The sequence below is a fragment of the Roseovarius sp. THAF8 genome, from assembly GCF_009363735.1.
GTDB lineage: Bacteria > Pseudomonadota > Alphaproteobacteria > Rhodobacterales > Rhodobacteraceae > Roseovarius.
This window is the reverse complement of the sequence record NZ_CP045410.1, coordinates 1,073,732-1,099,792: the sequence shown is the minus strand read 5'-3', so window position 1 is coordinate 1,099,792 and position 26,061 is coordinate 1,073,732. Positions and strand designations below refer to the sequence as shown.

Below are 26,061 nucleotides of genomic sequence, written 5' to 3'. Positions count from 1 at the left end.
GGGGCAGGTCGCGCCCGTGGCAAGGAACGGCGATTGACGGCGCCCGGGATGCGGCTAAGTTGCACGCAATTCTTGACGTGGAGACGTGTGATGAGCGGTGCCGGCGGACGCCCCTATCTGGCCATTCCCGGCCCTTCGGTCATGCCCGACCGGGTGCTGCGCGCGATGAACCGCGCCTCGCCCAACATCTATGCGGGCGAGCTGGTGGACATGATGCCGAAGCTGGTGGCGGACTTGTGCGGGGTCGCGCGCACCAAGGGCCACGCGGCGATCTATATTGGCAACGGACACGCCGCGTGGGAGGCGAGCCTGGCCAACACGGTGCAGCCCGGGGAAAAGGTGTTGGTGCTGGCGACGGGGCGGTTCGGGCATGGCTGGGCCGAGGTCGCCGAGGCGCGCGGGATCGAGGTGCAGTTGCTGGATTTCGGGCGGCAGGCGCCGGTTGACTGTCAGGCGGTCGAGGACGCGCTGCGCGCGGATAAAGCACATGAAATCAAGGCGGTGCTAGTCACGCATGTGGACACGTCTTCTTCGGTTCTGAACGATGTGCCTGCGGTGCGGGCGGCGATGGACGCGGTGGGGCATCCCGCGCTGCTGGCGGCCGACTGCATTGCCTCGCTGGCCTGTGACCGGTTCGAGATGGACGCTTGGGGCGTCGACGTGATGGTCGCGGGCAGCCAGAAGGGGCTGATGACGCCGCCGGGGCTGGGATTCGTCTTTTTCAACGACAAGACCTCGGATGTGCGCCGGAGGGTTCCGCGCGTCAGCCGGTATTGGGATTGGGTGCCGCGCACAGAGCCGGAGCTTTTCTACCAATATTTCGGTGGCACGGCGCCGACGCATCACCTGTACGGTCTGCGCGAAGCCCTTGATATGCTTGGCGAAGAGGGGATCGAGGCCGTCTGGGCCCGGCACGAGCGGCTTGCCCGCGCGGTCTGGGCCGCGTGCGAGGTCTGGGGCGCGGAGGGGCCGCTGAGGTTGAACATTGCGGACGCGGCACAGCGCAGTCGAGCGGTGACCTCGCTGGCGATTGGCAAGCCCTTGGGCGAAGACCTGCGCCAGTGGGTCGAGGCGCATATGGGCGTCACGCTGGGGATCGGATTGGGCATGCAGACCGAGGATGACCCGCGCAGCACCGGCTATTTCCGGATCGGGCATATGGGGCATCTGAACGGTCACGCGCTGCTGGGCGTGCTGGGGGCTGCCGAGGCGGGGCTGACTGCGCTGAATATCGCGCATGGCGACGGCGCGGTGCAGAGGGCGGCGCAGGTTCTGGCCGCGCCTTAGGCGTTCGAGCGGCTGAATCGGGTGATCAGCAGGTTCAGCCCATAGCCCACCGCCATCACCACCGGCAGGCCGAACACCATCCACAAGGCCATGAAAATCCAAAGCAAATTGACCAGCCCCATGACCAGTGCGGCATTGGTGTAATTCGGTGCTTCGGGCATCTGGCGGCGTCTCATGCCCGTGATCTTAATGCAGGACCCGCTGCTGTCAGTTAATTTCTACGCACGGGCTGCGGCCAACGCCTTGGGCAGGGTCTCTGCCAGCAGATCGAGGTCCTGCGGGCGGCCACAGCTGACGCGGATGCAGCGGTTGAGCGGGGCGACACCCGGCATGCGCACGAAAAGGCCACGCCCGATCAGATCGTTCAGGACCGCGCGGGCGAAATCACCATCGCGGCCGCAATCCAAGGCGACGAAATTGGCCGCCGAGGGCAGGCTGTGCAGGCCGTTGGCGGCGGCGATCTCGGCGATGCGGTCGCGGGCCTCGGCCATGCGTGCGATCGTCTTGGCCAGCCAGTCCTCGTCCTGAAGGGCGGCCAGGGCGCCGGCCTGGCCGATGCGGTTGACGCCGAAGTGATTGCGAATCTTGTCGAAGCTCCGGATCAGGTCGGGCGCGCCCATGGCATAGGCGATGCGGGCGCCTGCGATGCCGTAAGCCTTTGAAAAAGTGCGCATTCGGATGACGCGCGGGTCGTCTATGGGTATCTCCGGCGCGGTGCCGTCGGGGGCGAATTCGATATAGGCTTCGTCCAGCATCAGAAGACAGCCCGGTGGCAGGTCGTCAAGCGCGGCGCGGAGTGTTGCCCCGTCATGCCAGGTGCCCATCGGGTTGTCGGGATTGGCGAGGTAGACGAGTTTGGCGCCAACCTCTTTCGCTTTGGTTAACAGCGCGGCCGGATCCTCGTGGTCGTCCTTGTAGGGCACCTTGTGCAGGTCGCCGCCGAATCCCGCCACGTGGTAGTTGAAGGTGGGGTAGGCCCCGTCGGAGGTGACGACGGCATCGCCGGGTTCGATCAGCAAGCGCACCAGATAGCCCAGAAGCCCGTCAATTCCTTCGCCCACAACGATATTTTCAGGGTCCACGCGGTGATGCGCGGCCAGGGCGCGGCGCAGATCATGGCTGGTGGCGTCGCTGTATTTCCAGATGTCGCCCACCGCCTCCTGCATCGCCGCGATGGCCTCGGGCGAGGGGCCGAAGACGTTCTCGTTGGCGCCGAGACGGGCGGCAAACGGGGTGCCTGTTTCGCGCTCGCGGACCTCGGGGCCGACGAAGGGGACCGAGGCGGGCAGGGCGCGGACGATATCGGTGTAGCGTGGACCGGTCATGCAGAGAGGTAACGTCAAAGCCGGGGCGGGTGCAAGGCGAAGGGGAGAGAGGTTAACGCCCGAAACCCGCGTCGGTATCGCGTCGGTATTTGGGTGGCATCGCGTCGGTGCCATTGTCCGGCACCCGGAAAGGTTAACGCCACGCCCGGGGCGGACGTGGCGTTATGAGTATTTCAAGCAAGAAAAAGCCGGGATTTTTCAGCCCAGTTCGGCCAGACGGTCGAGGGCGGCGCGCAGCTTGGCTTCTTCCTCTTCCCGGGCGGCGAGGTTCTCGCGGGCTTCCTCGACCACCTCGTCGGGGGCGCTTTCGACGAATTTGGGGTTGCCCAGCCGGCCGCGCAGACCGCCCAGTTCCTTTTCCAGCTTGCCGAGGGTCTTTTCCAGCCGGGCCTTTTCCTCGGCCACGTCGATGACATCGGCCAGGGGCAGGCCGAAACTGGCGCCCTCGGCTGGAATGGTGATGCAGCCCTTGGGGAAGCTTTCGACGACTTCCAGGGCCTCGATCCGGGCAAGGCGCTTGATCATCGTGGCGTTGTTGTCCCAGGCAAGGCGCGCGGATTTCGAGAACTCGGTGACCAGAAGCGGCGTGTAGAGGCCCACCGGCACATGGACCTGTGCGCGGGCCGAGCGGACGGAGTCGATCAGGGCGATGACCCAGTTCATCTCGGCATCCGCCTCGGCGTCGATCAGCTCTTCGCCATAGTCGGGCCAGTCGGCGTGGATCAGCATCCCTTCGCGGCTGGCCAGCGTGCCCCAGAGCTCTTCGGTGATGAAGGGCATGATGGGGTGCAGCAGGATCAGGCACTGGTCGATGACCCAGGCCATGGTGTCCTGCGTTTCCTGCTTCACCTCGCCCGTGCCGTCCAGCAGGAGCGGCTTGGAGAACTCGACATACCAGTCGCAGACCGTGCCCCAGACGAAGGCGTAAAGCGTGTTGGCGGCATCGTTGAAGCGGTATTGCGACAACGCGGAATCGACGAGCGCCTTGGTCTTGGCGGTTTCGCCGAGAATCCAACGGTTTACGGTCTGTTTCGGTTGCGGAATGGTGCCGGTACTGCCGACCGCCTCGTTCATTTCGGCGAAACGGGCGGCGTTCCAGAGCTTAGTGCCGAAATTCCTGTAGCCTGCAATGCGTTGTGGCGACAACTTCAAGTCACGGCCCATGGCGGCCATGGCCGTCAGGGTAAAGCGCACGGCGTCGGCACCGTATTCGTCGATCAGCTCCAGCGGGTCGAGCACGTTGCCGAGCGACTTGGACATCTTCTTGCCCTTCTCGTCGCGGACGAGAGCGTGGACATAGACATCCGAGAACGGCTTTTCGCCCACGACGGCGTATTGCATCATCATCATCCGGGCGACCCAGAAGAAGATGATGTCAAAGCCGGTGACCAACACGCTGGTGGGAAAGTATTTTTCCAGTTCGGGCGTCTTTTCGGGCCAGCCCAGCGTGCCGATGGGCCAGAGCCCCGAGGAAAACCAGGTGTCGAGCACGTCGGGGTCGCGCCAGACCGGGTAGACCAGATGCGTGGGATCCTGGCTGGCGGTGTAGTCGGCGAGGCTGGAGGCGAGCTTGTGCAGGGCATCCTCGCGGTCCTTCGCCTCGACCACGGTCATCGAGGCCAGCGGCGTGGGCAGGTCGGTCAGCTGCGCGGTGAAGGCCTGTGCGGTCGTCTCGAAATCATGGCCGCATTCCATCAGCGGGGCGAAGTGGCTTTCGTTGAGAACCTCGAGCATTTCAACGAGATCCAGCGCGCCATCGCCTTCGCGGTCGCGGAAATCGGGTGCGCTGAGGTCAAAGCCGTACCAGACCGGAATCTGGTGCCCCCACCAAAGCTGGCGCGAGATGCACCAGGGCTCGATGTTTTCCAGCCAGTTGAAATATACCTTGCGGTCCTGCTCGGGCATGATGGTGACGTCGCCGGATTTCACCGCCTCGATGGCGGGGCCGACGATCTTGTCGGTGGCCACGAACCACTGATCGGTCAGCATCGGCTCGATCACGACCTTCGAGCGATCGCCGAAGGGCTGCATGATCGGCTTCGATTCAACGAGCGGGAGGTAGGCCGGGGTTGACCCCGGCTCGGCGCCGTCCTCGGGGGCCGGGGTGAACCCCGGCCTACTTTTGTCCTCGTGTTGGACGGGGACCATGACCGCCAGACCCTCGTCGGTGATCTGCTGGACGACCTTTTCACGCGCCTCGAAGCGGTCGAGGCCGCGCAGGTCGTCGGGGACGAGGTTGATCGTGTCGGCCTCGGCCTCGGTCAGGCTGCGCTCGCCCTTGGCCACGGCCATGGCGATCTCGGCCATCTTCGCATAGGGGGAGCCGTCGTCGCGCATCGCGCCCTTGGTGTCCATCAGGCGGTACATCGGGATGCCGCCGCGCTGTGCCACGGCGTAGTCGTTGAAGTCATGCGCGCCGGTGATCTTGACCGCGCCCGAGCCGAAATCGGGGTCCGGATACTCGTCGGTGATGATCGGAATGAGGCGGCGATGTTCTTTCGGTCCGACCGGAATTTCACAGAGTTTCCCGACGATTGGCGCGTAGCGTTGATCCGACGGATGAACCGCGACCGCGCCATCGCCCAGCATGGTCTCAGGCCGCGTGGTGGCGATGGAGATATAGTCGCGCGTCTCCTCCAACACGACATTTCCATCGTCGTCGCGCTCGACATAAGTGTAGGTCGCGCCGCCCGCCAGCGGATATTTGAAGTGCCACATGTGGCCCGCGACTTCGGTATTCTCGACCTCGAGATCTGAGATCGCCGTCTCGAAATGCGGGTCCCAGTTGACCAGCCGCTTGCCGCGATAAATCAGGCCCTTTTCGTACATGTCCACGAAGACCTTGATGACGGCGTCGTGGAAATTGCCCTCCTCACCCTCGGGGGCCGAGGGCGCGCCGGACATGGTGAAGGCCTCGCGCGACCAGTCGCAGGAAGCGCCGAGGCGCTTCAGCTGCCCGATGATGGTGCCGCGCGACTTGATCTTTTGTTGCCAGACGCGTTTCTCGAACTCTTCGCGGCCCATCTCGACGCGCGTGGGCTCGCCATTCGCGGCCATGTCGCGCTCGGTCACCATCTGCGTGGCAATGCCGGCGTGGTCGGTGCCGGGCTGCCACAGCGTGTCGAAGCCGCGCATCCGGTGCCAGCGGATCAGGATGTCCTGCAACGTGTTGTTGAAGGCATGGCCCATGTGCAGGCTGCCCGTCACGTTGGGGGGCGGGATCATGATGGAAAAGGTCTCGGCCCCGGGCCTGGCATTGGCGCCGGCCTTGAAGGCGCCGCTCTCTTCCCAGGCGGTCGAGAGGCGCGGTTCGGCCTCGGCTGCGTTGAAGGTCTTTTCCATCGCCATGATGCAGGTCCCGTGCTTGGAAATAAGGTCTTGGGTCGAATACCGAAAGCGCGGGGCAAGGGAAAGAGGCAGGCTTTTCCTCTGGCCGAAAATATCCCGGGGTGAGCGTTGAAACGCAGTTTCAACGTGAGGGGCTGGCCCCTTTAACCCGTCTTCGGACTCAGCGCGCCGCCGCCACCTCCGGGTTCACCAGTGGTTCGCGTGCGCCGGGTCGGATCACCTGAGGATCATAGGGCGTGCGGGCGAAGACCTCCTCGACCATGGGCGCGAAAAACTCGAGCGGCAAGGTGTTGTAGCCGGGGTCGAACGAGGCCTGGTCCCAGCGTTCGCAGAATTCGGCGCAGTCGTCGAAATACGCATGCCCGGCGTGGCGGTCGCGCTTGTTCGGGTCGGCTCCGTCGAGGTGGTGGCCGTAATAGAGCATCTGGAAATCGCCGTGGGTGGCGACGCACCATGTGACCTGTTCGCGCACGAAGGGTTTCAGGATCGTGGCGGCGTATTCGTCGTGATTGTAGGGCGCGTAGATGTCGCCGATGTCATGCAAAAGCGCGCCGACGACCCAATCGGTATCCGCGCCGTCGCGCCAGGCGCGGGTGGCCGATTGCAGGGAATGCCCAAGGCGTGTGATCTGGTAGCCCGACAGGCCCTCGTCCAGCTCGACCAGCGCCTTGAGCAGGCGCCTGGCGGTGTGTTTCGTATGGTCGATTTCGTGGGCGGTCAGGAATTCGTAATCTTCCTTGGTGCCGTCCTTCATCTGGGTGAAGCTGACCTTGTCCATGGCGCGGAGTCCCCTTTGCGTTTGCCGCCATGCTAGGGGCAGGGCGCCCAAGTGGAAAGGGGGGTCGCCGCGCTGGCGCTTGCGGCCTCTTGCGGTGCGCGACCGGCCCGCGTATACGCGCGGCCTGACCCCAAAGGAGCCCCAGACATGCCCGGCAGTGCCAATCTCAACATCATGCTGAAAGCCGCGCGCAAGGCGGGGCGGTCGCTGGTCAAGGATTTCCGCGAGGTCGAGAACCTGCAGGTCAGCATGAAGGGCGCGGGCGATTTCGTCAGCCGCGCCGACATCGCCGCCGAGGCGATCCTGAAGGAAGAGCTGATGGGCGCGCGACCCACCTATGGCTGGCTGGCCGAGGAAGGCGGCGAGGAAGAGGGCCAGGACCCGACGCGGCGCTGGATCGTGGACCCGCTGGACGGGACGACGAATTTCCTGCACGGGCTGCCGCATTGGTGCGTTTCGATCGCGCTGGAGCACAAGGGACAGGTCGTGGCGGGGGTCATTTTCGACGCCGCCAAGGACGAGATGTTCCTGGCCGAGAAGGGCGAGGGGGCGTTCATCAACGAAAAGCGCCTGCGGGTGTCGGGGCGGTCCACGCTGATCGAGTCGATCTTTGCCACCGGCGTGCCCTTCGGTGGGCGCGGCGACCTGCCGGCGACCTTGCAGGACCTGGCGCGGCTGATGCCGACCTGCGCCGGCGTGCGGCGCTGGGGATCGGCGGCGCTGGACATGGCCTATGTGGCGGCGGGCCGCTACGAGGGGTTCTGGGAGCGCAGGCTGAACGCCTGGGACATCGCCGCGGGCGTGATCATCGTGAAAGAGGCCGGCGGCTTTGTCGAGCCTCTGACGCCGGGCGCCGAGTTGCTGGAGCGGGGCGACGTGGTGTGCGCCAACGAGGCGATCTTCGACAAGTTCGCCGGGATCATCCGGAACACCTGAGGCCGGTCCAGAGTGTTTCCGGGACACACCGGATCGCTTTTCGCTGCCTCTTGAGACGCAAAAAGCGACGCATTTTGCCGACCGACTTGGAAATGCCTCAGGTCTTTTTCGCGTCGGAGGGGTGGTTGACGCCGTCGTTCCACGGGATCGGCTCGTAATGGGCCGGGTTCTGCCCGTCGATGCAGCCCAGGTTCACGCCGTATTCATTGGGGTCCGAGCGGCGCTGGTGGTGGGTGTAGATCCCGCAGGTCTTGCAGAAATAGTGCTGTGCCGTGCCGGTGCCCCAGGTGTAGAGCGTCAGGTTGTCGGCACCGTCGGTGATCGTCAGGCGGTCGAGCGGCACGCTGATATTGGGCGCGGCGCGGCGGCGGCAGAAGGAACAGGTGCAGCGCATCGCGCCCTCGATGGGGCCGTCGATATCGACCGTGAAGCGCACCGCGCCGCAATGGCAGCTGGCCTTGTGCAGGGTCATTTGCGGGTGACCTTGGGGATGTTCGTGCGGCTGAGCTTGTATTTCGCCTCCGGGTGCGGCGGGTGGCCTTCGGTGCGGTCCCAGTAGGCGGGGCCGCCGCGGCGCAGGAAAAGCGGCAGGGTCAGGATCAGCCCCGCGACGAAGCCGCCGGCATGGGCCCAGTAGGCCACGCCGCCATCATCGGCGCTGCTGCCCGCGCCGCCGAAAAGCTGGAAGATGAACCAGAGGCCGAGCATGATCCAGGACGGGACCGAGATGATGCGGATGATGAACACCAGGAAGATGAAGATGTCGATCTTGGCCTTGGGGAACAGGAGCAGGTAGCCGCCCATCACGCCGGCGATGGCCCCCGAGGCGCCGACCGTGGGCACCTGGCTGAGCGGGGCCGAGACCAGCTGTGCCCCGCTGGCGGCCAACCCGCAGGCAAGGTAGAAGAGGAGATAGCCCACGTGCCCGAACTCCTCTTCCATGTTGTCGCCGAAGATCCACAGAAACAGCATGTTGCCCGCAAGGTGCATCCAGCCGCCATGCAGGAAGGTCGAGGTGAGAAGCGTGCTGTAGGTGCCTTCGGCGGTGACCAGCGCCGGGACCATGGCCCAATCGTAGTAGAACAGCATCAGCGCCCGGGGATCGCCCGAGAGTGCGGGGAAGTAGCTGAGAAAGATGCCGATATTGAGCGCCATCAGCCCGTAGGTGACGAATGGGGTGCGCCCCGAGGGGTTATGGTCGCGGATCGGGATCATGGGCGCAAAGTGGCCGCGCGCCGCGGGACAGTCAAGCGGGCGCGTGGAGTGGGGCGGACGCGTGGGGTGGGGCGGGCAGAATTTGCGCAAATTCTGCTTTGGAAAATGCGTATTTTCCAGGCCATTTTCCGCGCGGAAAATGGGCGGGGTGGCGGGCGCTGTGTCATGGCTCAGACCCCGCGCCCGGTGGCGGGCGGCGGGGTCTGAGTATTTTCGGCAAGAAAAAGCCGGGGTGTCGGCTTTGGCTCAGGCGACGCCACCCAGAAGCGCCGCGTTGCCGCCTGCCGCCGTGGTGTCGACGCAGACATGGCGTTCGCCCATGACATGGCCGGTATCGGGCAGGCCGGTGATCAGCGGCAGGATCGGGCCTTTGCGCTGGCTGAGGGCCTTGGCGTAAGCGCGGGCCGTGTCGGCATCGCCCCACCAGAGCGCACCGGAGAAACCCGAGAGCATGGTGAGCGAGTCCGGCTCGACTTGGCCGGTGGCACGCAGGGCGCGGCCGCCGAGGGCCTCGACCGCCTTGGCCTGGGCCTCGGCCATGTCCTTGGTGGGGCCGAGGCAGAGGAGCGGCGGGCGGGCGTGGGCCGTGAGCCGGTTCGACTCGCCGGTGGGGCCGGGCAGGACGATGGCCTCGACCGGCTGGGGCGTGTGAGTCTTGGCGGCCTTGTCGAGCGCGGATTGGAGCGCTTTTGCGTCCATCGTGCTGTTCCAGGTGGCATCCGTGTGCTCGGCGGGGCGGGACGTGTAGCGGGCGAGGTAGTTGGGGCCGCCCGCCTTGGGGCCGGTTCCCGAAAGCCCTTCGCCGCCAAAGGGTTGGCTGCCCACGATGGCGCCGATCTGGTTGCGGTTGACGTAGATGTTGCCGGCATGCACCGCCTCGGTCACGTGCTGGACGCGGTCGTCGATCCGGGTCATCAGGCCGAAGGTCAGGCCATAGCCGGTGCCGTTGATGGCGTCGATCACCTTGTCGAGGTCGCGCGACTTGAAGGTGGCCATGTGCAGGACCGGGCCGAAGATCTCGCGCTGCATGTCCTCGATCCCGTTCACCTTGATCAGCGTGGGGGCGATGAAGCAGCCCGAGTTGGGTGAGGGGATCTCGTGGATCAGGCGGCCGTCGGCGCGGGCCTGTTCGATATGGGCGGCGATGCCGCTGCGGGCCTCTTCGTCGATGACGGGGCCCACGTCGGTGGAGAGCGACCACGGTTTGCCCATGGAAAGCGCGTCCATCGCGCCGGTGAGCATCTCGGTGAAGCCTTCCGCCACGTCCTCTTGCACGTAGAGGCAGCGCAGGGCGGAGCAGCGTTGGCCCGCCGACTGGAAGGCGGATTCGACGATGGCCTGCACGGCCTGTTCGGGCAGGGCGGTGGAATCGACGATCATCGCGTTGAGTCCGCCGGTTTCGGCGATGAGCGGCGCGCCGGGGGCGAGGTTCTTGGCCATTGTGGCGCGGATCTTGAGCGCGGTCTCGGTCGAGCCGGTGAAGGCCACGCCGCCGACGCGGGCGTCGGAGGTAAGCGCCGCGCCCACGTCGCCCGCGCCGGGAAGCAGTTGGACCGCCGTGTTCGGCACGCCGGCCTTGTGCATCAGCGAAATTGCGTAATGAGCGATCAGCGGCGTCTGCTCGGCGGGCTTGGCGAGCACGGCGTTGCCGGCGGCCAAGGCGGCGCTGATCTGGCCGGTGAAGATGGCCAGCGGGAAGTTCCACGGGCTGATGCAGGTGAAGATGCCTACGGGTGGATCCTGCGGCGCATTGGCAGCGTAATAGCGCAGGAAATCCACGGCCTCGCGCAGTTCGGCCACGGCGTCCATCGGCGTCTTGCCGGCCTCGCGGGCGAGGATGGCGAAGATTTCGCCGAAGTTTTCCTCGTAGAGATCGGCGGCGAAGTTTAAGATTTTTGCGCGCTCCTCGATCGAGGCGTCCCAGGGCGCGGCGGCGGAAAGCGCGACCTCGATGTCGGCCTTGCTGGCCGTGGCGATGGTGCCGGGGCTGTCGGACGGGTCGGCGGGGTTCGAGACCGTTTCGGGGTCTTCCGGGTCCGCTTTGCCCGCGATCAAGGGGGCTGCATCCCACGTGGCGTTGGCGAAGGGGCCGCGCGCGGCTTCGATCACGTCGAGCGTCGGCTGGTGCTTGAGGTCGAAGCCCTTGGAATTGGGACGTTCCGGCAGGAAGAGCTCTGGCCCTGTGGGCAGTTGCGGGCGGTCATCCTGATAGGCGTCAAACGGGTCGCGGGCGACGGTTTCGGGGGCCACATCCTCGTCCACGATCTGGTTCACGAAGCTGGAGTTGGCGCCGTTTTCCAGAAGGCGGCGCACCAGATAGGCCAGCAGGTCGCGGTGGGCGCCGACAGGGGCGTAGATGCGGCAGTTGGTGCCGTGTTCCTTCATGACGATGCTGTGCAGCGCCTCGCCCATGCCGTGCAGGCGCTGGAACTCGAACGTCTCTGGGCCCTTGTCCATCTCGCGGGCCATGTCGAGGATGGCGGCGACCGTGTGCGCGTTATGCGTGGCGAATTGCGGGTAGATGTGATCGGTCATCGACAGGAGCTTGCGCGCGTTGGCGATGTAGGAAATGTCGGTGGCCGGTTTGGAGGTGAAGACCGGGAAGCCGTCGACGCCTTCGACCTGGGCCTGCTTGATCTCGGTGTCCCAGTAGGCGCCTTTCACGAGGCGAACCATGATGCGGCGGTTCAGCTTTTGCGACAGGTCGTGCAGGTAGTCGAGCACGTGGGAGGCGCGTTGCCCGTAGGCCTGCACCACGACGCCGAAGCCGTCCCATCCGGCCAAGGATGGTTCGGAAAGCGTGGCCTCGATCACCTCGAGCGAGAGCGACAGGCGGTCGGCCTCCTCGGCGTCGATGTTGAGGCCCATGCGGGCGGATTTCGCGAGGATGGCGAGCGAGCGCAGGCGGGGCATGAGCACGTCCATGACCTGATGCTGCTGCGCGACCTCGTAGCGGGGGTGGAGGGCCGAGAGCTTGACCGAGATGCCGGGGTTCTTGCGGATTTCCTTGTGCGTGCAGGCGTTGGAAATAGCGCTGATCGCGCGGGAATAGGCGAGATGATAGCGGATGGCGTCGGCGTCGGTGCGCGCGGCCTCGCCCAGCATGTCGTAGGAGTAGGTGTAGCCTTTCTTCTCCATCTTCGCGGCGCGGTCCATGGCCGACTCGATGGTCTCGCCCAGCACGAACTGGCGGCCCATTTCGCGCATGGCGCGGCCGACGGCGGTGCGGATCACCGGCTCACCCAGGCGCCGGATGGCGCCGCGCAGGTGGCCGACGGGGCCGGGATTGTCGTCCTTGAGGACCTTGCCGGTGAGCATCAGCGCCCAGGTGGAGGCGTTGACCAGCGGCGAGGTGGAATGGCCCATGTGCTTGCCCCAGTCCGACGGCGCGATCTTGTCCTCGATCAGGGCGTCGATCGTGTCGGCGTCGGGCACACGCAGGAGCGCTTCGGCGAGGCACATGAGCGCGATGCCCTCGTCGGTGGAGAGGCCGTATTCGGCCAGGAACACCTCCATCAACCCCGGGTCCGACTGGTTGCGGATGCGGCGCACGAGGTCGGCGCCGGATTTCGAGATGCGCACGCGATCCTCTTCCGTGAGGCCCGCCACCTCGGTCAGGCGGGCGACGGTTTCGGCCTCTTCGGCATAGGTGGTCTGGTCGATCACACGGCGCAGGTCGGAATCGTAGGGCATTGCGGTCCTCTTGCTGGGGGATGGCGATTTGGACTAGTGTACCACTGTATATCTGTTCTGATTTCCCGATTGATGTGGTTTGGCGGGATAAAGAGACGGTAATTCGCCGGGGAGACAAGTCAAATGGATGCAAACGAGCTGGATCAGTTCGACAAGGCGATTCTTCGCGTGCTGGTGGCCGAAGGCCGGATCAGCATAACCGAGCTGGCCGGGCGGATCGGGTTGTCGAAGTCGCCCACCCAGGCCAGGCTGCGCAAGCTGGAACGCGAGGGCGTGATCTCGGGCTACCGGGCGCTGGTGGATCCGATCCGGCTGGGGCTGGACCATGTGAGTTTCGTCGAGGTGAGCCTGACCGACACGCGGGAAAGCGCGCTGGCGGAGTTCAACACGGCGGTGAAGCGAATCCCGGAGATCGAGCAGGTGCATCTGATTGCGGGGAATTTCGATTACCTGATGAAGATTCGCACGCAGGACATGCAGGATTACCGCCGGGTGCTGGCCGAGCAGATCAGCACTTTACCGCACGTGTCGAAGACCTCGACCTACGTGGCGATGGAGGCGTTGAAGGAGAACGCGCTGTCGGAGGTGTTCTGAGCGGGGCGTATTTGCGCGTTGATTTCGGCGGCGGGCGGCGCATCATTGAAGCACATGAGACATTTGCTGATTGCCTGCGTGCTGGCCGGCCCGGCCCGGGCCGAGACCTGTCCTGACGCGCCTGACCATTCGGCGGAGCTGTCGCGGCTGATCGATGCGGCGCAGGCCGCGCCGGACGAGGCGGCGGGGCGGGCGCTGTCGGACGAGATGTGGGCGCTGTGGGCCGAAGCGCCGGACGCCAGGGCGCAAGGGTTACTGGACGAGGCGATGGCGCGGCGCGAGTCGTATGATTACGACGCGGCGATGGCGGCGGCCGAGGCCTTGGTGGCGTATTGCCCGGATTACGCCGAAGGGTACAACCAGCGGGCGTTCATCCATTTCCTGAGAGAGGATTTCGAGGCGGCCTTGCCGGACCTGAAACGGACGCTGGAGTTGCAGCCGCGCCACGTGGCGGCGCGGACGGGGCAGGCGCTGACCCTGCATGCGCTGGGGCGCAACGGCGAGGCGGCGCTGGCCCTGCGAGAGGCGCTGGCGCTGAACCCGTGGCTGGGCGAGCGGCACCTGTTGCCGGTGCTGGAGCAGGGCGAAGAGGAGTTGTGATCGCGCAAGTGTCACGCTACGACGGGGGCCTGAGCCCGCGTGGTGGAATGGTAGACACAGGAGACTTAAAATCTCCAGGCCGAAAGGCCGTGCCGGTTCGAGTCCGGCCGCGGGTACCAGGGGGACGGGCCAAAAGCTTTGAGAAAGCTTTTGGCAAATCTTTTCAGAAAAGATTTGCCGGGTGCCCTCAGGTGCGGGTGCCGGCGAAGCGCGCCGCCCACTCCTCGCGCTGGTCGTCGGTGATCTTGGCGAAAAGCACGTCCGGGACGGTGAAGGCGTCGCCGGGTTTCAGGCTTTGCAGCGCCTGATCCACGTCGTCGGGCCAGTGGCAATCATCGGTCTGCATGGCCTGCAGCATCGCAGCGGAGGCGTCGGGGATGAAGGGCGCGGAGATCACGGCATATAGCCGAATGAGGTTGAGCGCGAGGCGGATCTGCATGGCGGCCTTTTCGGGGTCTTCCTTGAAGGTCGACCACGGGGCGGCGGTTTGCAGGTACTCGTTGCCCGCGACCCAGATGGCGCGCAGTTCAGTGGCGGATTTGCGCACCTCGATGGCTTCCATGTGTTTCTCATACGCGCGGATGCGGGTGGTGAGCGTGTCGATCAGCGCGGCCTCTTCGGGGCCGTAGCTGCCCCCCTCGGGGACGGCTTCGCCGAATTTGGAGCGGCAGAACTTGGTCACGCGCGAGACGAAATTGCCCAGGACGTCGGCGAGATCCTTGTTGACGTTTGCCTGGAAGTTTTCCCAGGTGAACTCGGCATCTGAGCTTTCAGGGGCGTGGCTGAGCAGCCACCAACGCCAGTAATCGGCCGGAAGGATGTCCAGCGCCTGGTCCATAAAGACGCCGCGCCCGCGCGAGGTGCTGAACTGCCCGCCATCATAGTTGAGGTAGTTGAACGACTTGATGTAGTCGACCAGCTTCCACGGCTCGCCCGACCCGAGGATCGTGACCGGGAAGCTGAGCGTGTGGAAGGGCACGTTGTCCTTGCCCATGAACTGGGTGTAGCGGACATCCTCGGCGCCCTTGTCGGTGCGCCACCAGCGTTCCCAGTCGTCGCCCTTGCCCGCCTCGACCCATTCGGCGCCGCAGGCGATGTATTCGATGGGGGCGTCGAACCAGACATAGAAAACCTTGCCTTCCATGCCGGGCCAAGGGGCGTCCCCGCGCTGGACCGGTACGCCCCAGTCCAGATCGCGGGTGATGCCGCGATCCTGCAGGCCGTCGCCGTCATTGAGCCATTTCTTGGCGATGGAGGTGGTCAGCACCGGCCAGCCTTGCCGCGTGTCGATCCAGTCTTCCAGCCGGTCCTTCATCTGGCTCTGGCGCAGGTAGAGGTGCTTGGTCTCGCGCATTTCGAGGTCGGTCGAGCCGGAAATGGTCGAGCGCGGATTGATCAGGTCGACGGGGTCAAGCTGCTTGGTGCAGTTGTCGCACTGGTCGCCGCGGGCGCTCTCGAAGCCGCAATTGGGGCAGGTGCCCTCGATATAGCGGTCGGGCAGGAAGCGACCGTCGGCGTTGGAATAGACCTGTTTTTCGGTCACTTCCTCGATCAGGCCGGCGTCATAGAGCTTGCCGGCGAAATGCTGGGTGAGCTTGCGGTTCTGCTCGGACGAGGAGCGGCCGAAATGGTCGAAGCTGAGGCGGAAGCCCTGGCTCAGCTTGTCCTGCACTTGCCACATCTCGGCGCAATATTCAGCCACGGGTTTGCCGGCCTTGGCGGCGGCGAGTTCGGCGGGCGTGCCGTGCTCGTCGGTGGCGCAGAGGAACAGCACCTCGTGCCCCCGGCCGCGCAGGTAGCGGGCATAGAGATCGGCAGGCAGTTGGCTGCCCACGAGATTGCCGAGGTGCTTGATCCCGTTGATGTAGGGAATGGCGGAGGTGATGAGGTGGCGGGCCATTGCGAGACGTCCTTGGGGCTTTGAGCGTCCATGTAACGCAATGGCGCGGCCTGTGCCAGAGGCGGTTGGCGTCAGGGATCGGTGCGCGTGTCGTCCTCGCGGGCGGTGCGGGTCAGCCGCCCGATCAGGAAGGACGTGCGGGGCGACCAGACATAGCGGGTGCGGGCGCCGGCGCTGGGCCGGGCCAGCATCCGCACGAGGCTGAAGACGATGAGCACGGCATGGGCCGTGGCGATCATAACGAACATCGCCTGCGGGCCGAAACGTTCGATCAGGGCGGAGGCCACGTAGGGCGCGGCGATGGCGCCGAGGGCGAAGAAGAACATCAGCGCCGCCGAGAGTTCCACGCGTTGTTCCGACGTGGCGAAGTCGTTGGCGTGGGCGGCGGCCACGGAATAGATCGGGAAGGCGGTGAAGCCGAAGAAGAAGGCGGCGATCATCGCGCCGTTGGGCGAGGTGGTTCCGGCCAGGGCGGTGACGATGCAGCACAGGATGGCGGCGACCGAGAGGCCGATCATCACGTGGCGGCGGTCGAACTTGTCGGCGAGCCAGCCGGCGGGATACTGGGCCAGTGCGCCGCCGAGGACGAAGGCGGCGAGGAACCAGGCGATCTGGTCGAGCGCGAGGCCGACCTGCTGGCCATAGAGCGGCCCGACCATGCGGAAGGTGGCGCTGGAGAGCGCCGCGACGATCACGGCGGCGGCGGCGAGCGGTGAGCATTCGACCGCCAGCATGGGGCGCAGGCGGGGGGCTTTGGGCGTTTCCGGCTGGCGCACCGTCGTGAGCGTCAGCGGCAGGAGCGAGGCGCAGCAGATGATGGCGAGGATGTTGTAGGAGACGTAGGAGGCCGGTTCCAGAACGGAAATCAGCATTTGCGCCACCAGCGACGCGCCCATGTCGGCCACCCGGTAGATGCCCATGGTGCGCCCGCGCGTCTCGTTCGTGACCTTGGCTTGCAGCCAGGCCTCGACCACCGTGTAGCAGCCCGCGATGCACAGGCCCGAGGCCACGCGCATTAGCGCCCAGGCGATGGGGTCGATGATGATCATGTGCATCAGAAGGCCGATGGCCCCGGCGGCGGTGAAGGCGGCGAAGGCGCGGGAATGGCCGACCGAGCCCATCAGGCGCGGCGCGAACCAGCAGCCGATGAAGAAGCCGAAGAAATGCGCCGAGCCGAGAAAGCCGATTTCCTGCGTGGAGAAGTCGAGCGTCAGCCCTGACAGCGCATCGAGCGGTGCCACGCCGCCGGTGGAGAGCTGCAACAGGATGACCGACAGGAAAAGGGCCGCGAAGGAGATGATCATGCGCATGGGGCCAACTTGGCACGCGGGCGTGGCGATGTCCTGCCGCGTTTTCGACAGAAGGGCGTCGTTTTCGGCGTATGTGGGTGCAAAGCCCTGACGCGTGCGCCGCTTTGGCCAAGTGCCTGATTTTGCCGCGTTCACGGGCCGGCAGGCAGGCGGCTTGTATGCGGTGCGGGAATCCCGGCATATGGCGCAAGGCCTTCAATGCGACAGGAGACGTCATGATCCAAGAGACCCCCGAACTGATCCATGCCATCCGGGACCGCTTTGCCCATGTGGAGAGCTGCCCGTTCCAGGGCGAGCGGATTTTCTTCGAGAACGCGGGCGGGGCGCTGACGCTGAAAAAGGTGGTTGAGACATCCGGTTTTTACGCCGCGATCCCGGACAACCCGGGCCGGGCGAACCCGGCGGGGCAGGGCATCCAGGACGTGATCGACCGCGCCAAGGCGGATCTGGCGGTGTTCATGAACGCTTCCTCTGGGCAGTTCTTTGCGGGCGAAAGCGGGACGGAGTTGCTGTTTCGGATGATCCGCACGGCCTGCGTGAACGCGCCCGAGGGGGGCAAGGTGATCGGGTCGTCGATCGAGCATCCGGCGTCGCGCAGCGCGGCGCGGCGCTGGGCCGAGGTGGCGGGGCTCGAATATGTCGAGGTACCGCATGACGATGCGCTGGGTGTCGTGACCGCCGAGGCCTATGCCGAACGGATGACGCCCGACGTGGCGGTGGCGACCATCGTCCATGCCTCGCCGGTGACGGGGATGGGCATGGACGTGGCGGCGATTTCAGCGGCGATCCGGGCGGTGGCGCCGGAGGCGGTGATCATCGTGGACGGTATCCAGCACGCGGCGCATGGGCAGCTGGATATCGACAGCTACCGGGCCGATGGCTATGCGATTTCGCCCTACAAGGTATTTTCGCGGCACGGGTTCGGGATCGGCTGGATCTCGGACCGGCTGGCGGTGATGCCGCATGAGCGGCTGATCGGGTCGCCCGAGGATGCCTGGGAGATGGGCACGCGCGATGCGGGGTCCTATGCCACCGTGTCGGACGTGGTGGCCTATTTCGACTGGCTGGGCGGCGAGGTGTCGGGCGAGACCGACCGCCGCCGCCGGATCGAGGCGGCGGGGCGGGCCATTCATGCCTACGAGACGCACCTGACGGACGCCATGATCAAGGGCACCGGCAACCTGCCCGGTCTGCGCGACATGGATCACATCACCATCCTGGGCGGGGCCGACAACCCGGCGCGCGAGGGGCTGGTGTCGGTGGTGGTGGAGGGTGTGCCTTCGGCGAAGGTGGTGGAGCGGCTGAACGCGCAGGGTATCCGCACGCATATCCGCAAGGACGATCATTACAGCGGCAACGTGCTGAAGCCGCTGGGCCTGAGCGACTGCATCCGCATCTCGATGTGTCACTATAATACCGAGGCCGAGGTGGCGCGGCTGCTGACCGCGCTGCGCGAGATGGGCGGTGCGGCGTAAGGCGGTCAGGTGGCCGACGCGGGCCGACACTTCGGCGCCTCGACGGCGTGACGCGCGGTGACACGCCCGGTGAAGCGGTCGGTCTGGACCCGCAGGCAGATCCGGTCGCCGGGGGCAAGCAGCGGGGTCAGGCGGTTCGGGGCGACGAGAGGGAAATGCCGGCCGGTGTCGGTGGTGGCGGTATAGGCCGGGCGGGTGCCGAAATCGGTCTCGATCTGGGTGATGCTGTCGATGCGGGCAATCATGAAGTCGACGCTGGCCGGGATGCGGACGAAGAAGATCGCGAGTAGCACAAGCGTACCCGCAAGCAGCAGGGCTGACGCCCAGAAGGCGCGGCGCCCCAGCAGGTCGCGCCAGAGCGCGGCGGCGAGGCCGGGTGTTTTGCGTGTCCCGTCTGTCACTTAAAGCGTCCCGCCTTTGGCCTGACACATCAGATAACGGCGGGGCGTGCGCATCAATCAAGCCTTTCACTGCGCTTCGCCAAAAGCTGTGATTCAGGTTTTTGGCGAAACGCTTTAGGCAGGATTGCCAGTTTCCTTGCAGGGCTCGAGCGCAAAGGCGCCCCTGGCGCGGGTCACGGCCCATGTCGCCGGGGGCAGGGTGCGGGCGCGGCGGCGCGCGAGGGTCCAGCCCAGCCGGCCGGGGGCGTGGGCGGGGGCCATGTGCCAGCGGCTTTCGACGCCGGGGGCGCCGCCCTCGCCGGGGGTGAGAATGAGGCCCAGCGGCGCGCCGGCACCTTCGGCCGCGCCGGTTTCGGCCGCGAGATGCAGGCGGCGGACCTGGGTGAGGTTGGGCAGGTCCGGCAGTTCGGCCACGGCGAGGGGCACGGCGCCGGAGCGCAGCACTTCCTCGAGGCACCAAAGCAGGTCGATGGGCTGGCGCGGCGACAGGAAGGTGAAGCGTTCGGGATCCGCCAGCGCCACCATGCCGTCGGGGTTGAGCCGGTCTGCGGCCCAGTCGGGCGCGATCCAGAACACCGGGCCTTGGGTGGCGGCGGCCACCAGCATCGCCGCCATGTGCCGCGCCGGCCCGCACAGTTCATGCAGGCGGGCGGGGGTCAGGGCCATCTCGCCCAGCACGGTGAGCGCGGGGCGGGTGCGGTGGCTGCTGCGCCGGGTGAGCAGGGTGGTGTCCATGCCGTTCAATGTAATTTGTTCGCTATTTGTTCTCAATCTCGAAATACGGGGTGACGCCCGCGTCAGAGCCGCTACATATGGGGCTTTGACCACAGGCAAGACGGAGCGGGACATGCAGCGCAGGCAGTTGGGACGGACGGGGATCGAGGTGAGTGCGCTTTGCCTCGGGTCGATGACATGGGGCACGCAGAATACCGAGGCCGAGGGCCATGCCCAGATCGACATGGCGCTGGACCGGGGCGTGGATTTCATCGACACCGCCGAGATGTACCCGGTGAACCCGATCGCGAAGGAGACCATCGGGCGCACCGAGGAGACCATCGGCACCTGGATCGCGCGGACGGGGCGGCGCGGTGACGTGGTGCTGGCCACGAAACATTCGGGCGAGGGGATGCAGCATGTGAGGGACGGCGCGCCGATCTCGTCCGCGACGATCCCGCAGGCCATCGAGGGATCGTTGAAGCGGTTGCAGACTGACGTGATCGACCTTTACCAGTTTCACTGGCCCAACCGGGGCAGCTACATGTTCCGGCAGAACTGGACCTTCGATCCGTCGGGGCAGGACCCGGCCGCGACGCGGGCGCATATGGAGGATGCGCTGGGGGCGTTGCAGCGCGAGGTGGAGCGGGGCACGATCCGGGCCTTTGGCCTGTCCAACGAGAGTGCCTGGGGGACGGCGCAGTGGTTGCGGGTGGCCGAAGAGGTGGGCGGGCCGCGGGTGGCCTCGATCCAGAACGAGTATTCGCTGATGTGTCGGCTGTTCGACACCGATTTGGCGGAGCTGAGCGTGAACGAGGATGTGGGCTTGCTGGCGTTTTCGCCGCTGGCGGCGGGGCTGTTGACCGGCAAGTACCAGGGCGGCGCGGTGCCCGAGGGCTCGCGCCTGTCTTTGAACGAGACGTTGGGCGGGCGAAAGACCGACAGGGCCTTTGAGGCGGTGGACGCATACCTGGAGGTGGCGCGGCAGTTCGGGCTCGACCTGGTGCAGATGGCGCTGGCCTGGTGCCTGACGCGGCCCTTCATGGCCTCGGTCATTTTCGGGGCGACGTCGCTGGAGCAGTTGGACCTGGCGCTGGGCGCGGCGGAGGTGACGTTGTCCGACGAGGTTCTGGAGGCGTTGAACGACACGCACAAGGCGCATCCGATGCCCTATTGAGGCGTGGGAGTGGTGGGTTTCACCCACCCTACGCAGCGTGGGAGCGACGGGGTCGGGGTGGTGGGTTTTCACCCAGCCTACGCGATATCCGACTGAAACCGCCTGTGTGGCGGGCGTTGCCGGGGGCTTTGCCCCCGCGGCGAAACGGTGTTTCGCCGCTCCCCCAGGATATTTTCGGCCAGAGGAAGGGGCGGGGCGGACCTAGTCCGAGGTTTCGGCCCAGCAATGGCGGATGTGGTCCGGCAGGTCGCGGGCGCCGATGGCGGCCTCGCGGACCAGGTTGTCGAAATGCAGGGTCAGGGCCTCGACCCGTTCGGTGTCGCGGAAGGCGAGGTAGTTGCGGCCGATATAGATGACGGCCAAGAGCGGGCCGAAGATCGTCACGGGCGCGGAATAGAGCCGGCGGGCGTCGAAGAGATAGAGGCGCAGGCGCGGGTAGAGCTGTTCGGTGATCTCGAGCAGGTAGTCGACCTGGCTCTGGCGGATCTGGCGGGGCAGGCCGTGGTAATAGCCTTCGCCGGCGATGAAGCTGTGCATCTCGAAGAGCGGCAGGGCGATCTCGTAATCCGAGCGGGTGCCGCGCATCCAGTCGAGCCGGTCCTCTGACGCGCCGATGGCCTGTTCGGTGGAGCGGCCCAGGTGGGGCGCGTATTCCCATTCCAGCAGATCGCGGGTCTTGAGCATGTCGGGCAGGCCGGCGGGGACGTGGCGGATCTTGTAGCCCGCGGCCTCGCGGTGCCAGGTGAAGATCTGTTCATCGACGAGCGCGCGGGGCGCCTCGGTCAGCGAGAGCGTGTTGGCGAGGATGTCCGCGGCGGTCTCGGGCCGGTCGGTGAGGCCCAGGAGCCAGTCGGCGGAGACGCCGAGCGCGCGCGCGCATTCGCCCACCACCTGCGCGTTGGGCAGGCGCGCGCCGGTGCCCTTGAGCAGTTGCGAGATGGTCGAACGGTCGACGCCGACGCTGCGCGCCAGCGCGCTTTGCGAGGTGCCGCGCAGGCGCAGCGCCTCGTTCAGGCGGGTGCGGAACAGGGTGGCGCGGTCGCGTTTGTCGGATTTCTGGATCATATGTTGGATTTTATCAACAAACGGGAGGTTTGTTAATCATTCTCTGACTGCCCCGCTGACAGGATTTGTCGTAACGGTTTTGTGAAGGACGGAATTGGGGACAAGATGAAAGTGGAACTGGAAGGCGGCGCCGGACCGGTGCCGGGGCCGGAAGCGCGTGCGCTGGCGGACGTGGAATGGCCGACACTGGGACTGTTGGCCGCCTGTTACGCGGGTTGGGGCGTGGCGCTTTTCTGGCTGGCAGGGCTTTGGCTGCCGGCAGGCGTGGCGGTGGCGGCGATCGGGATCACGCTGCATTCGTCGCTGGTGCACGAGATGATCCACGGGCACCCGACCCGAAACGACAGGTTCAACGAGGCGCTTGGGTTTTTCAGCCTCGGGCTGTGCGTGCCCTACCGGCGGTTCATGGACCTGCATCTGGCGCATCACCGTGACAGCCTGCTGACCGATCCCTATGACGACCCGGAATCGAACTACCTGGACCCGGAGGTCTGGGGGCGGCTGCCGGACTGGTTCCGGGCTGTGCTGCGGTTCAACAACACGCTCTTGGGGCGGATGATCGTGGGTCCGGTGCTGGGACAGGTGGTGTTCATGCGCGGCGACTGGGCCGCGATCCGGGCCGGGGACCGGGGCGTCGCGCGGGCCTGGGCGTTGCACGGGCTGGGCGTGGCGGCGGTGCTGGGGGTCGTCGCTGTCTCGCCGATGCCGGTCTGGGCCTACCTGGTCAGTGCCTACGCGGCCTATGCGATCCTGAAGATCCGCACCTTCCTGGAGCACCGGGCGCATGAGCGCGCCAGCGGGCGCACCGTGGTGGTCGAGGATGGCGGGCCGCTGGCGTTTCTCTTTCTGAACAACAACCTGCACGTGGTGCATCACATGCACCCGCGCGTGGCGTGGTACCGCCTGCCGGCGATGTGGCGGCAGAACCGCGAGACCTACCTGCGGCGCAATGGCGGGTATTACTACCGCTCTTACGCCGAGATTTTCGCGCGGCACCTGTTGCGGGCGAAGGACCCGGTGGCGCATCCGCTCTGGCGGAGGAAGTAAAAGACCGGCAATAGGGACCCATGACAGGACCAATTGACCTTCATCCCGCATCACCGGTTTCAGTTCAAAATTCGGACTCTCCAGGCGTTTTCGCGCAGGAAGGGTGGCCCCCTTTCAAGCGGAAACAACGCAGAGAGCATGAATTTTGGCGAAATCACAGAGCGACGCGGCGGATTTTGCCTCCCGCGGCGTCGATCTGCGCTTGCGATCAACCAGATCGCGGCGCGCAAATCTCCTGGCGGGCGGCAAAATCCGACACGCGCCGGTGGTGCGGGATGAAGCTCAATTGGTCCTAGAACCGTGGATCCTTCTTGCCGTCATGGCGGCGTTTTTTCAAACGCTGCGCTTCATGTTGCAGAAATCGCTGAGCATGGGGACGTTGAGCGCCCTGGGCGCGACCTTCGCGCGGTTCGCCTATGCCGCGCCGCTGGCGGCGGTGCTGGCGGGGGGCTATGCGGCATGGTCCGGGCAGGGGCTGCCGGCTGTGGGCGGGCGGTTCTGGATCTACGTGGTGAGCGGCGGACTGGCGCAGATACTGGCGACGTGGTGCGTGGTGCTGCTGTTTGCCGAGCGCAACTTCGCGGTGGGGATCACGTTCAAGAAGACCGAGGTGGTGCAGACCGCCCTGGTGGGGCTGATCGTGCTGGGCGACCGCATCAGCCTGCCTGGGCTGGTGGCAATCTTCCTGGGGCTCGTCGGCGTGCTGGTGTTGTCGGACGTGCCCGGCGGCGCGGGCGGCTGGTGGCGTCGGGTGACCAGCCGGGCGCCGGCGCTGGGGCTGGCCTCGGGGGCGTTCTTTGCGGTATCGGCGGTGACCTACAGGGGGGCGACGCTGGAAGTGGCCAGCGACGATGCGTTCCTGCGGGCGATGATCGCGGTGGCGGCGGTGACGGCGGCGCAGAGCCTTGGCATGGCGGCCTATCTGTGTTGGGGCGAGCCGGGGCAGTTGGCCCGCGTCTGGGCGGCGCGGGGCCGCGCGGTGTGGATGGGGGTGACGAGCCTGCTGGGCAGTGTCGGCTGGTTCACGGCCTTCACCTTGCAGAACGCGGCCTACGTGTTCGCGGTGGGACAGGTGGAGGTGATCTTTTCGCTGATAGCCTCGGTGCTGTTCTTCCGCGAGACGGTGACGCGGCGCGAACTGGTCGGGATCGTTCTGGTGAGCGCCAGCATCCTGTTGCTGGTGTTGCTGGGCTAGCGGCGCCGGGCGTCAATCAGGCAGGGGCGCGCCGTAGAGGCGTTTGAAGAGGTTGCTTTCGTCGTCATTGCGAAAGAACGGCACCGAGGCGGGCGGCGCGGGATCGTGGGCGCGGGCCTCGATCTCGGCCAGGACGACCTCGGTGATGAAGGGCAGGTCATAGTCGTGGCGGGCGGTGGCCAGCGGCACCCACTGAAGATGGCTGAGCTCGTCGCAGGCGGGCGAGAAATCGTCCGGGTCCGAGGCGAGCGCCGTGGCGTCGACCAGGAAGAACCGCGCGTCGAAGCGCCGGGGGCGGCCCGGGGGCGTGATGGCGCGGAAGACGAATTGCAGCGCGGAAGCGTCGGGCAGGTGGCCGGTGGCTGCGAAACTTTCCCAATCGGCGGGCGGCGGGCCGGACCAGTCGCCGGGCTGGCCCAGAACCTGGCCGGTTTCTTCCCAGAGTTCGCGGATCGCGGCGGCGGCGAGCGCGTGCGAGCGGTCGGTTTCGCTGTCGTCGCGCAGGCGGGCGGCGCAGCCGTCGGGCATGGGGCGGGCCAGCGGGATGTCCGCGTCGCCCGCATCCACAGCGCCGCCGGGAAAGACGAACTTGTTGGGCATGAAGGCGGCCCTGGCGCCGCGCTGACCCATCAGCACGCGTGGCTCGGTCATGCGGTCGCGCAGTACGATCACCGTGGCGGCGTCGCGGATGGCGGTCTTGTCGGAATGTTTCGGGTAGCTTGCGGTCATTCAAACCCTGTCCTTCGGGGCCGAAGGGTCAGGTGTCGTCCCCGAAGCCGTGCATCTGGCGCGCCCACTGGAAGCCGACGATGGCCCCTTTCAGCCGGGGCAGAAGGTAAAGCGAGAGCGTGACGCAGCCAATAGCGAAAATGGTGAAAAGCACCAGGGGTTCGGGCCGCCACGTCGTGAAGGCGATGTGCAGGAGCGGCGCCATGAGGTGACCCACGACCAGGATCGTCAGGTAGGCCGGGCCGTCATCGGCGCGGGCATGGCTGAGATCTTCGCGGCAGACCGGACAGGTCTTGCGCAGCTTGAGATAGCTCTTGAGGATCGGACCCGACCCGCAATTGGGGCATGTGCGGCGAAATCCGCGAAAGACCGCGGGCCAGAGCTCGCGCTCGGTGGTGTCCTGTTTCCCCGGCGTCGTCGGCGCCACGGAAGCGGAGCCGTGCGTGTCGTGATCGGTGCTGGTCATGTGCCCTCGCGCGTCAATGGCAACAGAGGTGCGCCGTCCGGGAGCAAATTGGAAGGTGACAGGCTGTCCGTGCGTCGGGATGTCGCAAAGGATGGGCCGGGTCTGCCCGGAAAAATATCGGTGCGGGGCGACGGAACGCGCGGTCGCCGTCGTTTAGGGGTGTAGATCGCGATGGCAGGCGCGGTCGCAAACCTCAAGACGCGGCGCAAGATCGCGTTGCAGCAGACCTGACCGAGATGGAGCATAGAGATGAAGAACCTGATGATCATGAGCGCCCTTGGCATGACGATCGCACTGGGCGGGGCCGTGCAGGGCGTGGCCGCGTCGGGCGAGGGCAAGGGCCCGCGTCATTCGTTCGAGGACCTGGACACGAACGGGGATGGCCAGATCACGAAAGACGAGATGCAGGCGCGCATGAAGGCGCGGTTCGATGAAGCCGACACCGATGGCGATGGCGTGATGAGCCTGGAGGAAATGCAGGCCCGCGGGCAGGAAAGGGCCGCCAAGCGTGCCGCCAAGATGATCGAGCGGCTGGACAGCGACGGCGATGGCGGCGTGAGCTTTGACGAAGCGCAGGCGCGGCGCGGTGGCAAGATGTTCGACCGGGCCGATACCGATGGTGATGGCGCGATCAGCCAGGCCGAGTTCGACGCCGCGCGCGAGAAGATGCGCGAGATGCACGCCAAACGGCACGGCAAGAAGACCGGGCAGAACGCGGAGTGATCCGCGCGGTTGCGCCCCGGCGATGGCTTAATGGCTGGCCGGGGCGGGCCGGTCCGGCGTAAGAACCGGACGCAAGGTGACGG

At 66.2% G+C, this 26,061-nt stretch carries 23 protein-coding genes and 1 tRNA gene; 10 read left to right on the top strand and 14 right to left on the bottom strand.

Annotated elements, in window-relative coordinates:
- The first annotated feature begins 90 nt into the window (after positions 1–90).
- Entirely contained in the window at positions 91–1,287 is a 1,197-nt protein-coding gene (locus tag FIU85_RS05360; RefSeq protein ID WP_152496133.1) for an alanine--glyoxylate aminotransferase family protein, read from the top strand.
- Here FIU85_RS05360 and FIU85_RS05355 read toward each other — a convergent pair.
- The 4 genes from FIU85_RS05355 to FIU85_RS05340 all read right to left on the bottom strand — a co-directional run bounded on the left by FIU85_RS05355 (position 1,284) and on the right by FIU85_RS05340 (position 6,738).
- Entirely contained in the window at positions 1,284–1,463 is a 180-nt protein-coding gene (locus FIU85_RS05355) for a hypothetical protein (RefSeq protein ID WP_152491731.1), read from the bottom strand. The genes FIU85_RS05360 and FIU85_RS05355 overlap by 4 nt on opposite strands.
- 42 nt (positions 1,464–1,505) lie before the next feature.
- Positions 1,506–2,612, bottom strand: coding sequence for a pyridoxal phosphate-dependent aminotransferase (locus FIU85_RS05350; protein ID WP_152496132.1), 1,107 nt, complete (start codon positions 2,610–2,612; stop codon positions 1,506–1,508).
- 198 nt (positions 2,613–2,810) lie between these two features.
- Complete coding sequence (locus FIU85_RS05345) at positions 2,811–5,960, bottom strand: valine--tRNA ligase (RefSeq protein ID WP_152496131.1); 3,150 nt, start codon at positions 5,958–5,960, stop codon at positions 2,811–2,813.
- 160 nt (positions 5,961–6,120) lie between these two features.
- Positions 6,121–6,738 carry an HD domain-containing protein gene (locus FIU85_RS05340; protein ID WP_152496130.1) on the bottom strand — a complete coding sequence of 206 codons (618 nt, stop codon included), beginning with the start codon at positions 6,736–6,738 and terminating at the stop codon, positions 6,121–6,123.
- Positions 6,739–6,885: 147 nt separating this feature from the next.
- Between FIU85_RS05340 and FIU85_RS05335 the strand changes: the two genes are divergently transcribed.
- Entirely contained in the window at positions 6,886–7,674 is a 789-nt protein-coding gene (locus FIU85_RS05335) for an inositol monophosphatase family protein (protein ID WP_152496129.1), read from the top strand.
- A 97-nt stretch (positions 7,675–7,771) separates the two neighbouring features.
- Here the strand turns inward: FIU85_RS05335 and FIU85_RS05330 are convergent, their stop codons facing one another.
- From FIU85_RS05330 to putA, 3 genes are all read right to left on the bottom strand, one after another.
- Positions 7,772–8,146: a GFA family protein gene (locus tag FIU85_RS05330; protein ID WP_152496128.1), complete on the bottom strand. Its 375-nt coding sequence runs from the start codon at positions 8,144–8,146 to the stop codon at positions 7,772–7,774.
- A complete protein-coding gene (locus FIU85_RS05325) occupies positions 8,143–8,889 on the bottom strand; it encodes a rhomboid family intramembrane serine protease (RefSeq protein WP_152496127.1) in 747 nt (248 codons plus the stop codon). Before FIU85_RS05325 ends, FIU85_RS05330 begins: the two co-directional genes overlap by 4 nt.
- Before the next feature lie 246 nt (positions 8,890–9,135).
- Positions 9,136–12,582: a bifunctional proline dehydrogenase/L-glutamate gamma-semialdehyde dehydrogenase PutA gene (gene putA / locus FIU85_RS05320; RefSeq protein ID WP_152496126.1), complete on the bottom strand. Its 3,447-nt coding sequence runs from the start codon at positions 12,580–12,582 to the stop codon at positions 9,136–9,138.
- Positions 12,583–12,705: 123 nt separating this feature from the next.
- On the opposite strand from putA, the gene FIU85_RS05315 reads away from it, so the two are divergent.
- From FIU85_RS05315 to FIU85_RS05305, 3 genes are all read left to right on the top strand, one after another.
- The gene (locus FIU85_RS05315) at positions 12,706–13,176 is read left to right on the top strand and encodes an Lrp/AsnC family transcriptional regulator (RefSeq protein ID WP_152496125.1); all 471 of its coding nucleotides are present in this window, start codon (positions 12,706–12,708) and stop codon (positions 13,174–13,176) included.
- Positions 13,177–13,230: 54 nt separating this feature from the next.
- Positions 13,231–13,776, top strand: coding sequence for a tetratricopeptide repeat protein (locus tag FIU85_RS05310; RefSeq protein ID WP_152496124.1), 546 nt, complete (start codon positions 13,231–13,233; stop codon positions 13,774–13,776).
- A gap of 33 nt (positions 13,777–13,809) precedes the next feature.
- Positions 13,810–13,895, top strand: a tRNA-Leu gene (locus tag FIU85_RS05305).
- Between the two features lie 68 nt (positions 13,896–13,963).
- Here the strand turns inward: FIU85_RS05305 and metG are convergent.
- Entirely contained in the window at positions 13,964–15,676 is a 1,713-nt protein-coding gene (gene metG, locus FIU85_RS05300) for a methionine--tRNA ligase (RefSeq protein WP_152496123.1), read from the bottom strand.
- Positions 15,677–15,747: 71 nt separating this feature from the next.
- Positions 15,748–16,986, bottom strand: coding sequence for an MFS transporter (locus tag FIU85_RS05295; RefSeq protein ID WP_152496122.1), 1,239 nt, complete (start codon positions 16,984–16,986; stop codon positions 15,748–15,750).
- 215 nt (positions 16,987–17,201) lie between these two features.
- Here FIU85_RS05295 and FIU85_RS05290 point away from each other — a divergent pair, with 215 nt between their 5' ends.
- The gene (locus tag FIU85_RS05290; protein ID WP_152496121.1) at positions 17,202–18,461 is read left to right on the top strand and encodes an aminotransferase class V-fold PLP-dependent enzyme; all 1,260 of its coding nucleotides are present in this window, start codon (positions 17,202–17,204) and stop codon (positions 18,459–18,461) included.
- Between the two features lie 5 nt (positions 18,462–18,466).
- Here FIU85_RS05290 and FIU85_RS05285 read toward each other — a convergent pair whose 3' ends face one another.
- Both FIU85_RS05285 and FIU85_RS05280 read right to left on the bottom strand, forming a co-directional pair.
- A complete protein-coding gene (locus FIU85_RS05285; RefSeq protein WP_152496120.1) occupies positions 18,467–18,862 on the bottom strand; it encodes a hypothetical protein in 396 nt (131 codons plus the stop codon).
- A gap of 114 nt (positions 18,863–18,976) precedes the next feature.
- Positions 18,977–19,597, bottom strand: coding sequence for an ImuA family protein (locus tag FIU85_RS05280; RefSeq protein ID WP_152496119.1), 621 nt, complete (start codon positions 19,595–19,597; stop codon positions 18,977–18,979).
- Between the two features lie 112 nt (positions 19,598–19,709).
- Here FIU85_RS05280 and FIU85_RS05275 point away from each other — a divergent pair, with 112 nt between their 5' ends.
- Positions 19,710–20,753, top strand: coding sequence for an aldo/keto reductase (locus FIU85_RS05275; RefSeq protein WP_152496118.1), 1,044 nt, complete (start codon positions 19,710–19,712; stop codon positions 20,751–20,753).
- Between the two features lie 201 nt (positions 20,754–20,954).
- Here FIU85_RS05275 and FIU85_RS05270 read toward each other — a convergent pair whose 3' ends face one another.
- Positions 20,955–21,818 (bottom strand): helix-turn-helix domain-containing protein, encoded by an 864-nt coding sequence (locus FIU85_RS05270; protein ID WP_152496117.1) that lies wholly within the window; start codon positions 21,816–21,818, stop codon positions 20,955–20,957.
- A 105-nt stretch (positions 21,819–21,923) separates the two neighbouring features.
- Here FIU85_RS05270 and FIU85_RS05265 point away from each other — a divergent pair, with 105 nt between their 5' ends.
- Together FIU85_RS05265 and FIU85_RS05260 are read left to right on the top strand one after the other, a co-directional pair.
- Complete coding sequence (locus FIU85_RS05265) at positions 21,924–22,865, top strand: fatty acid desaturase (protein ID WP_152496116.1); 942 nt, start codon at positions 21,924–21,926, stop codon at positions 22,863–22,865.
- A gap of 319 nt (positions 22,866–23,184) precedes the next feature.
- The gene (locus FIU85_RS05260; RefSeq protein ID WP_152498186.1) at positions 23,185–24,060 is read left to right on the top strand and encodes a DMT family transporter; all 876 of its coding nucleotides are present in this window, start codon (positions 23,185–23,187) and stop codon (positions 24,058–24,060) included.
- Between the two features lie 12 nt (positions 24,061–24,072).
- On the opposite strand, the gene FIU85_RS05255 is transcribed toward FIU85_RS05260, so the two are convergent.
- Both FIU85_RS05255 and FIU85_RS05250 read right to left on the bottom strand, forming a co-directional pair.
- Positions 24,073–24,789, bottom strand: a complete 717-nt coding sequence (locus FIU85_RS05255; protein WP_152496115.1) for an NUDIX hydrolase — start codon at positions 24,787–24,789, stop codon at positions 24,073–24,075.
- A gap of 28 nt (positions 24,790–24,817) precedes the next feature.
- A complete protein-coding gene (locus FIU85_RS05250; RefSeq protein ID WP_152496114.1) occupies positions 24,818–25,255 on the bottom strand; it encodes a DUF983 domain-containing protein in 438 nt (145 codons plus the stop codon).
- 249 nt (positions 25,256–25,504) lie between these two features.
- On the opposite strand from FIU85_RS05250, the gene FIU85_RS05245 reads away from it, so the two are divergent.
- Positions 25,505–25,978, top strand: coding sequence for an EF-hand domain-containing protein (locus FIU85_RS05245; RefSeq protein WP_152496113.1), 474 nt, complete (start codon positions 25,505–25,507; stop codon positions 25,976–25,978).
- Positions 25,979–26,061: the final 83 nt, after the last annotated feature.

Bases quoted from the DNA above. Each gene is read 5' to 3' on its own strand.
- FIU85_RS05280 (WP_152496119.1), bottom strand. From the start codon at position 19,597: ATGGACACCACCCTGCTCACCCGGCGCAGCAGCCACCGCACCCGCCCC.
- FIU85_RS05345 (WP_152496131.1), bottom strand. From the start codon at position 5,960: ATGGCGATGGAAAAGACCTTCAACGCAGCCGAGGCCGAACCGCGCCTC.
- FIU85_RS05310 (WP_152496124.1), top strand. From the start codon at position 13,231: ATGAGACATTTGCTGATTGCCTGCGTGCTGGCCGGCCCGGCCCGGGCC.
- FIU85_RS05275 (WP_152496118.1), top strand. From the start codon at position 19,710: ATGCAGCGCAGGCAGTTGGGACGGACGGGGATCGAGGTGAGTGCGCTT.
- FIU85_RS05245 (WP_152496113.1), top strand. From the start codon at position 25,505: ATGAAGAACCTGATGATCATGAGCGCCCTTGGCATGACGATCGCACTG.
- FIU85_RS05340 (WP_152496130.1), bottom strand. From the start codon at position 6,738: ATGGACAAGGTCAGCTTCACCCAGATGAAGGACGGCACCAAGGAAGAT.
- metG (WP_152496123.1), bottom strand. From the start codon at position 15,676: ATGGCCCGCCACCTCATCACCTCCGCCATTCCCTACATCAACGGGATC.
- FIU85_RS05315 (WP_152496125.1), top strand. From the start codon at position 12,706: ATGGATGCAAACGAGCTGGATCAGTTCGACAAGGCGATTCTTCGCGTG.
- FIU85_RS05355 (WP_152491731.1), bottom strand. From the start codon at position 1,463: ATGAGACGCCGCCAGATGCCCGAAGCACCGAATTACACCAATGCCGCA.
- FIU85_RS05295 (WP_152496122.1), bottom strand. From the start codon at position 16,986: ATGCGCATGATCATCTCCTTCGCGGCCCTTTTCCTGTCGGTCATCCTG.
- FIU85_RS05250 (WP_152496114.1), bottom strand. From the start codon at position 25,255: ATGACCAGCACCGATCACGACACGCACGGCTCCGCTTCCGTGGCGCCG.
- FIU85_RS05350 (WP_152496132.1), bottom strand. From the start codon at position 2,612: ATGACCGGTCCACGCTACACCGATATCGTCCGCGCCCTGCCCGCCTCG.
- FIU85_RS05265 (WP_152496116.1), top strand. From the start codon at position 21,924: ATGAAAGTGGAACTGGAAGGCGGCGCCGGACCGGTGCCGGGGCCGGAA.
- FIU85_RS05335 (WP_152496129.1), top strand. From the start codon at position 6,886: ATGCCCGGCAGTGCCAATCTCAACATCATGCTGAAAGCCGCGCGCAAG.
- putA (WP_152496126.1), bottom strand. From the start codon at position 12,582: ATGCCCTACGATTCCGACCTGCGCCGTGTGATCGACCAGACCACCTAT.
- FIU85_RS05290 (WP_152496121.1), top strand. From the start codon at position 17,202: ATGATCCAAGAGACCCCCGAACTGATCCATGCCATCCGGGACCGCTTT.
- FIU85_RS05260 (WP_152498186.1), top strand. From the start codon at position 23,185: ATGGCGGCGTTTTTTCAAACGCTGCGCTTCATGTTGCAGAAATCGCTG.
- FIU85_RS05255 (WP_152496115.1), bottom strand. From the start codon at position 24,789: ATGACCGCAAGCTACCCGAAACATTCCGACAAGACCGCCATCCGCGAC.
- FIU85_RS05270 (WP_152496117.1), bottom strand. From the start codon at position 21,818: ATGATCCAGAAATCCGACAAACGCGACCGCGCCACCCTGTTCCGCACC.
- FIU85_RS05330 (WP_152496128.1), bottom strand. From the start codon at position 8,146: ATGACCCTGCACAAGGCCAGCTGCCATTGCGGCGCGGTGCGCTTCACG.
- FIU85_RS05325 (WP_152496127.1), bottom strand. From the start codon at position 8,889: ATGATCCCGATCCGCGACCATAACCCCTCGGGGCGCACCCCATTCGTC.
- FIU85_RS05360 (WP_152496133.1), top strand. From the start codon at position 91: ATGAGCGGTGCCGGCGGACGCCCCTATCTGGCCATTCCCGGCCCTTCG.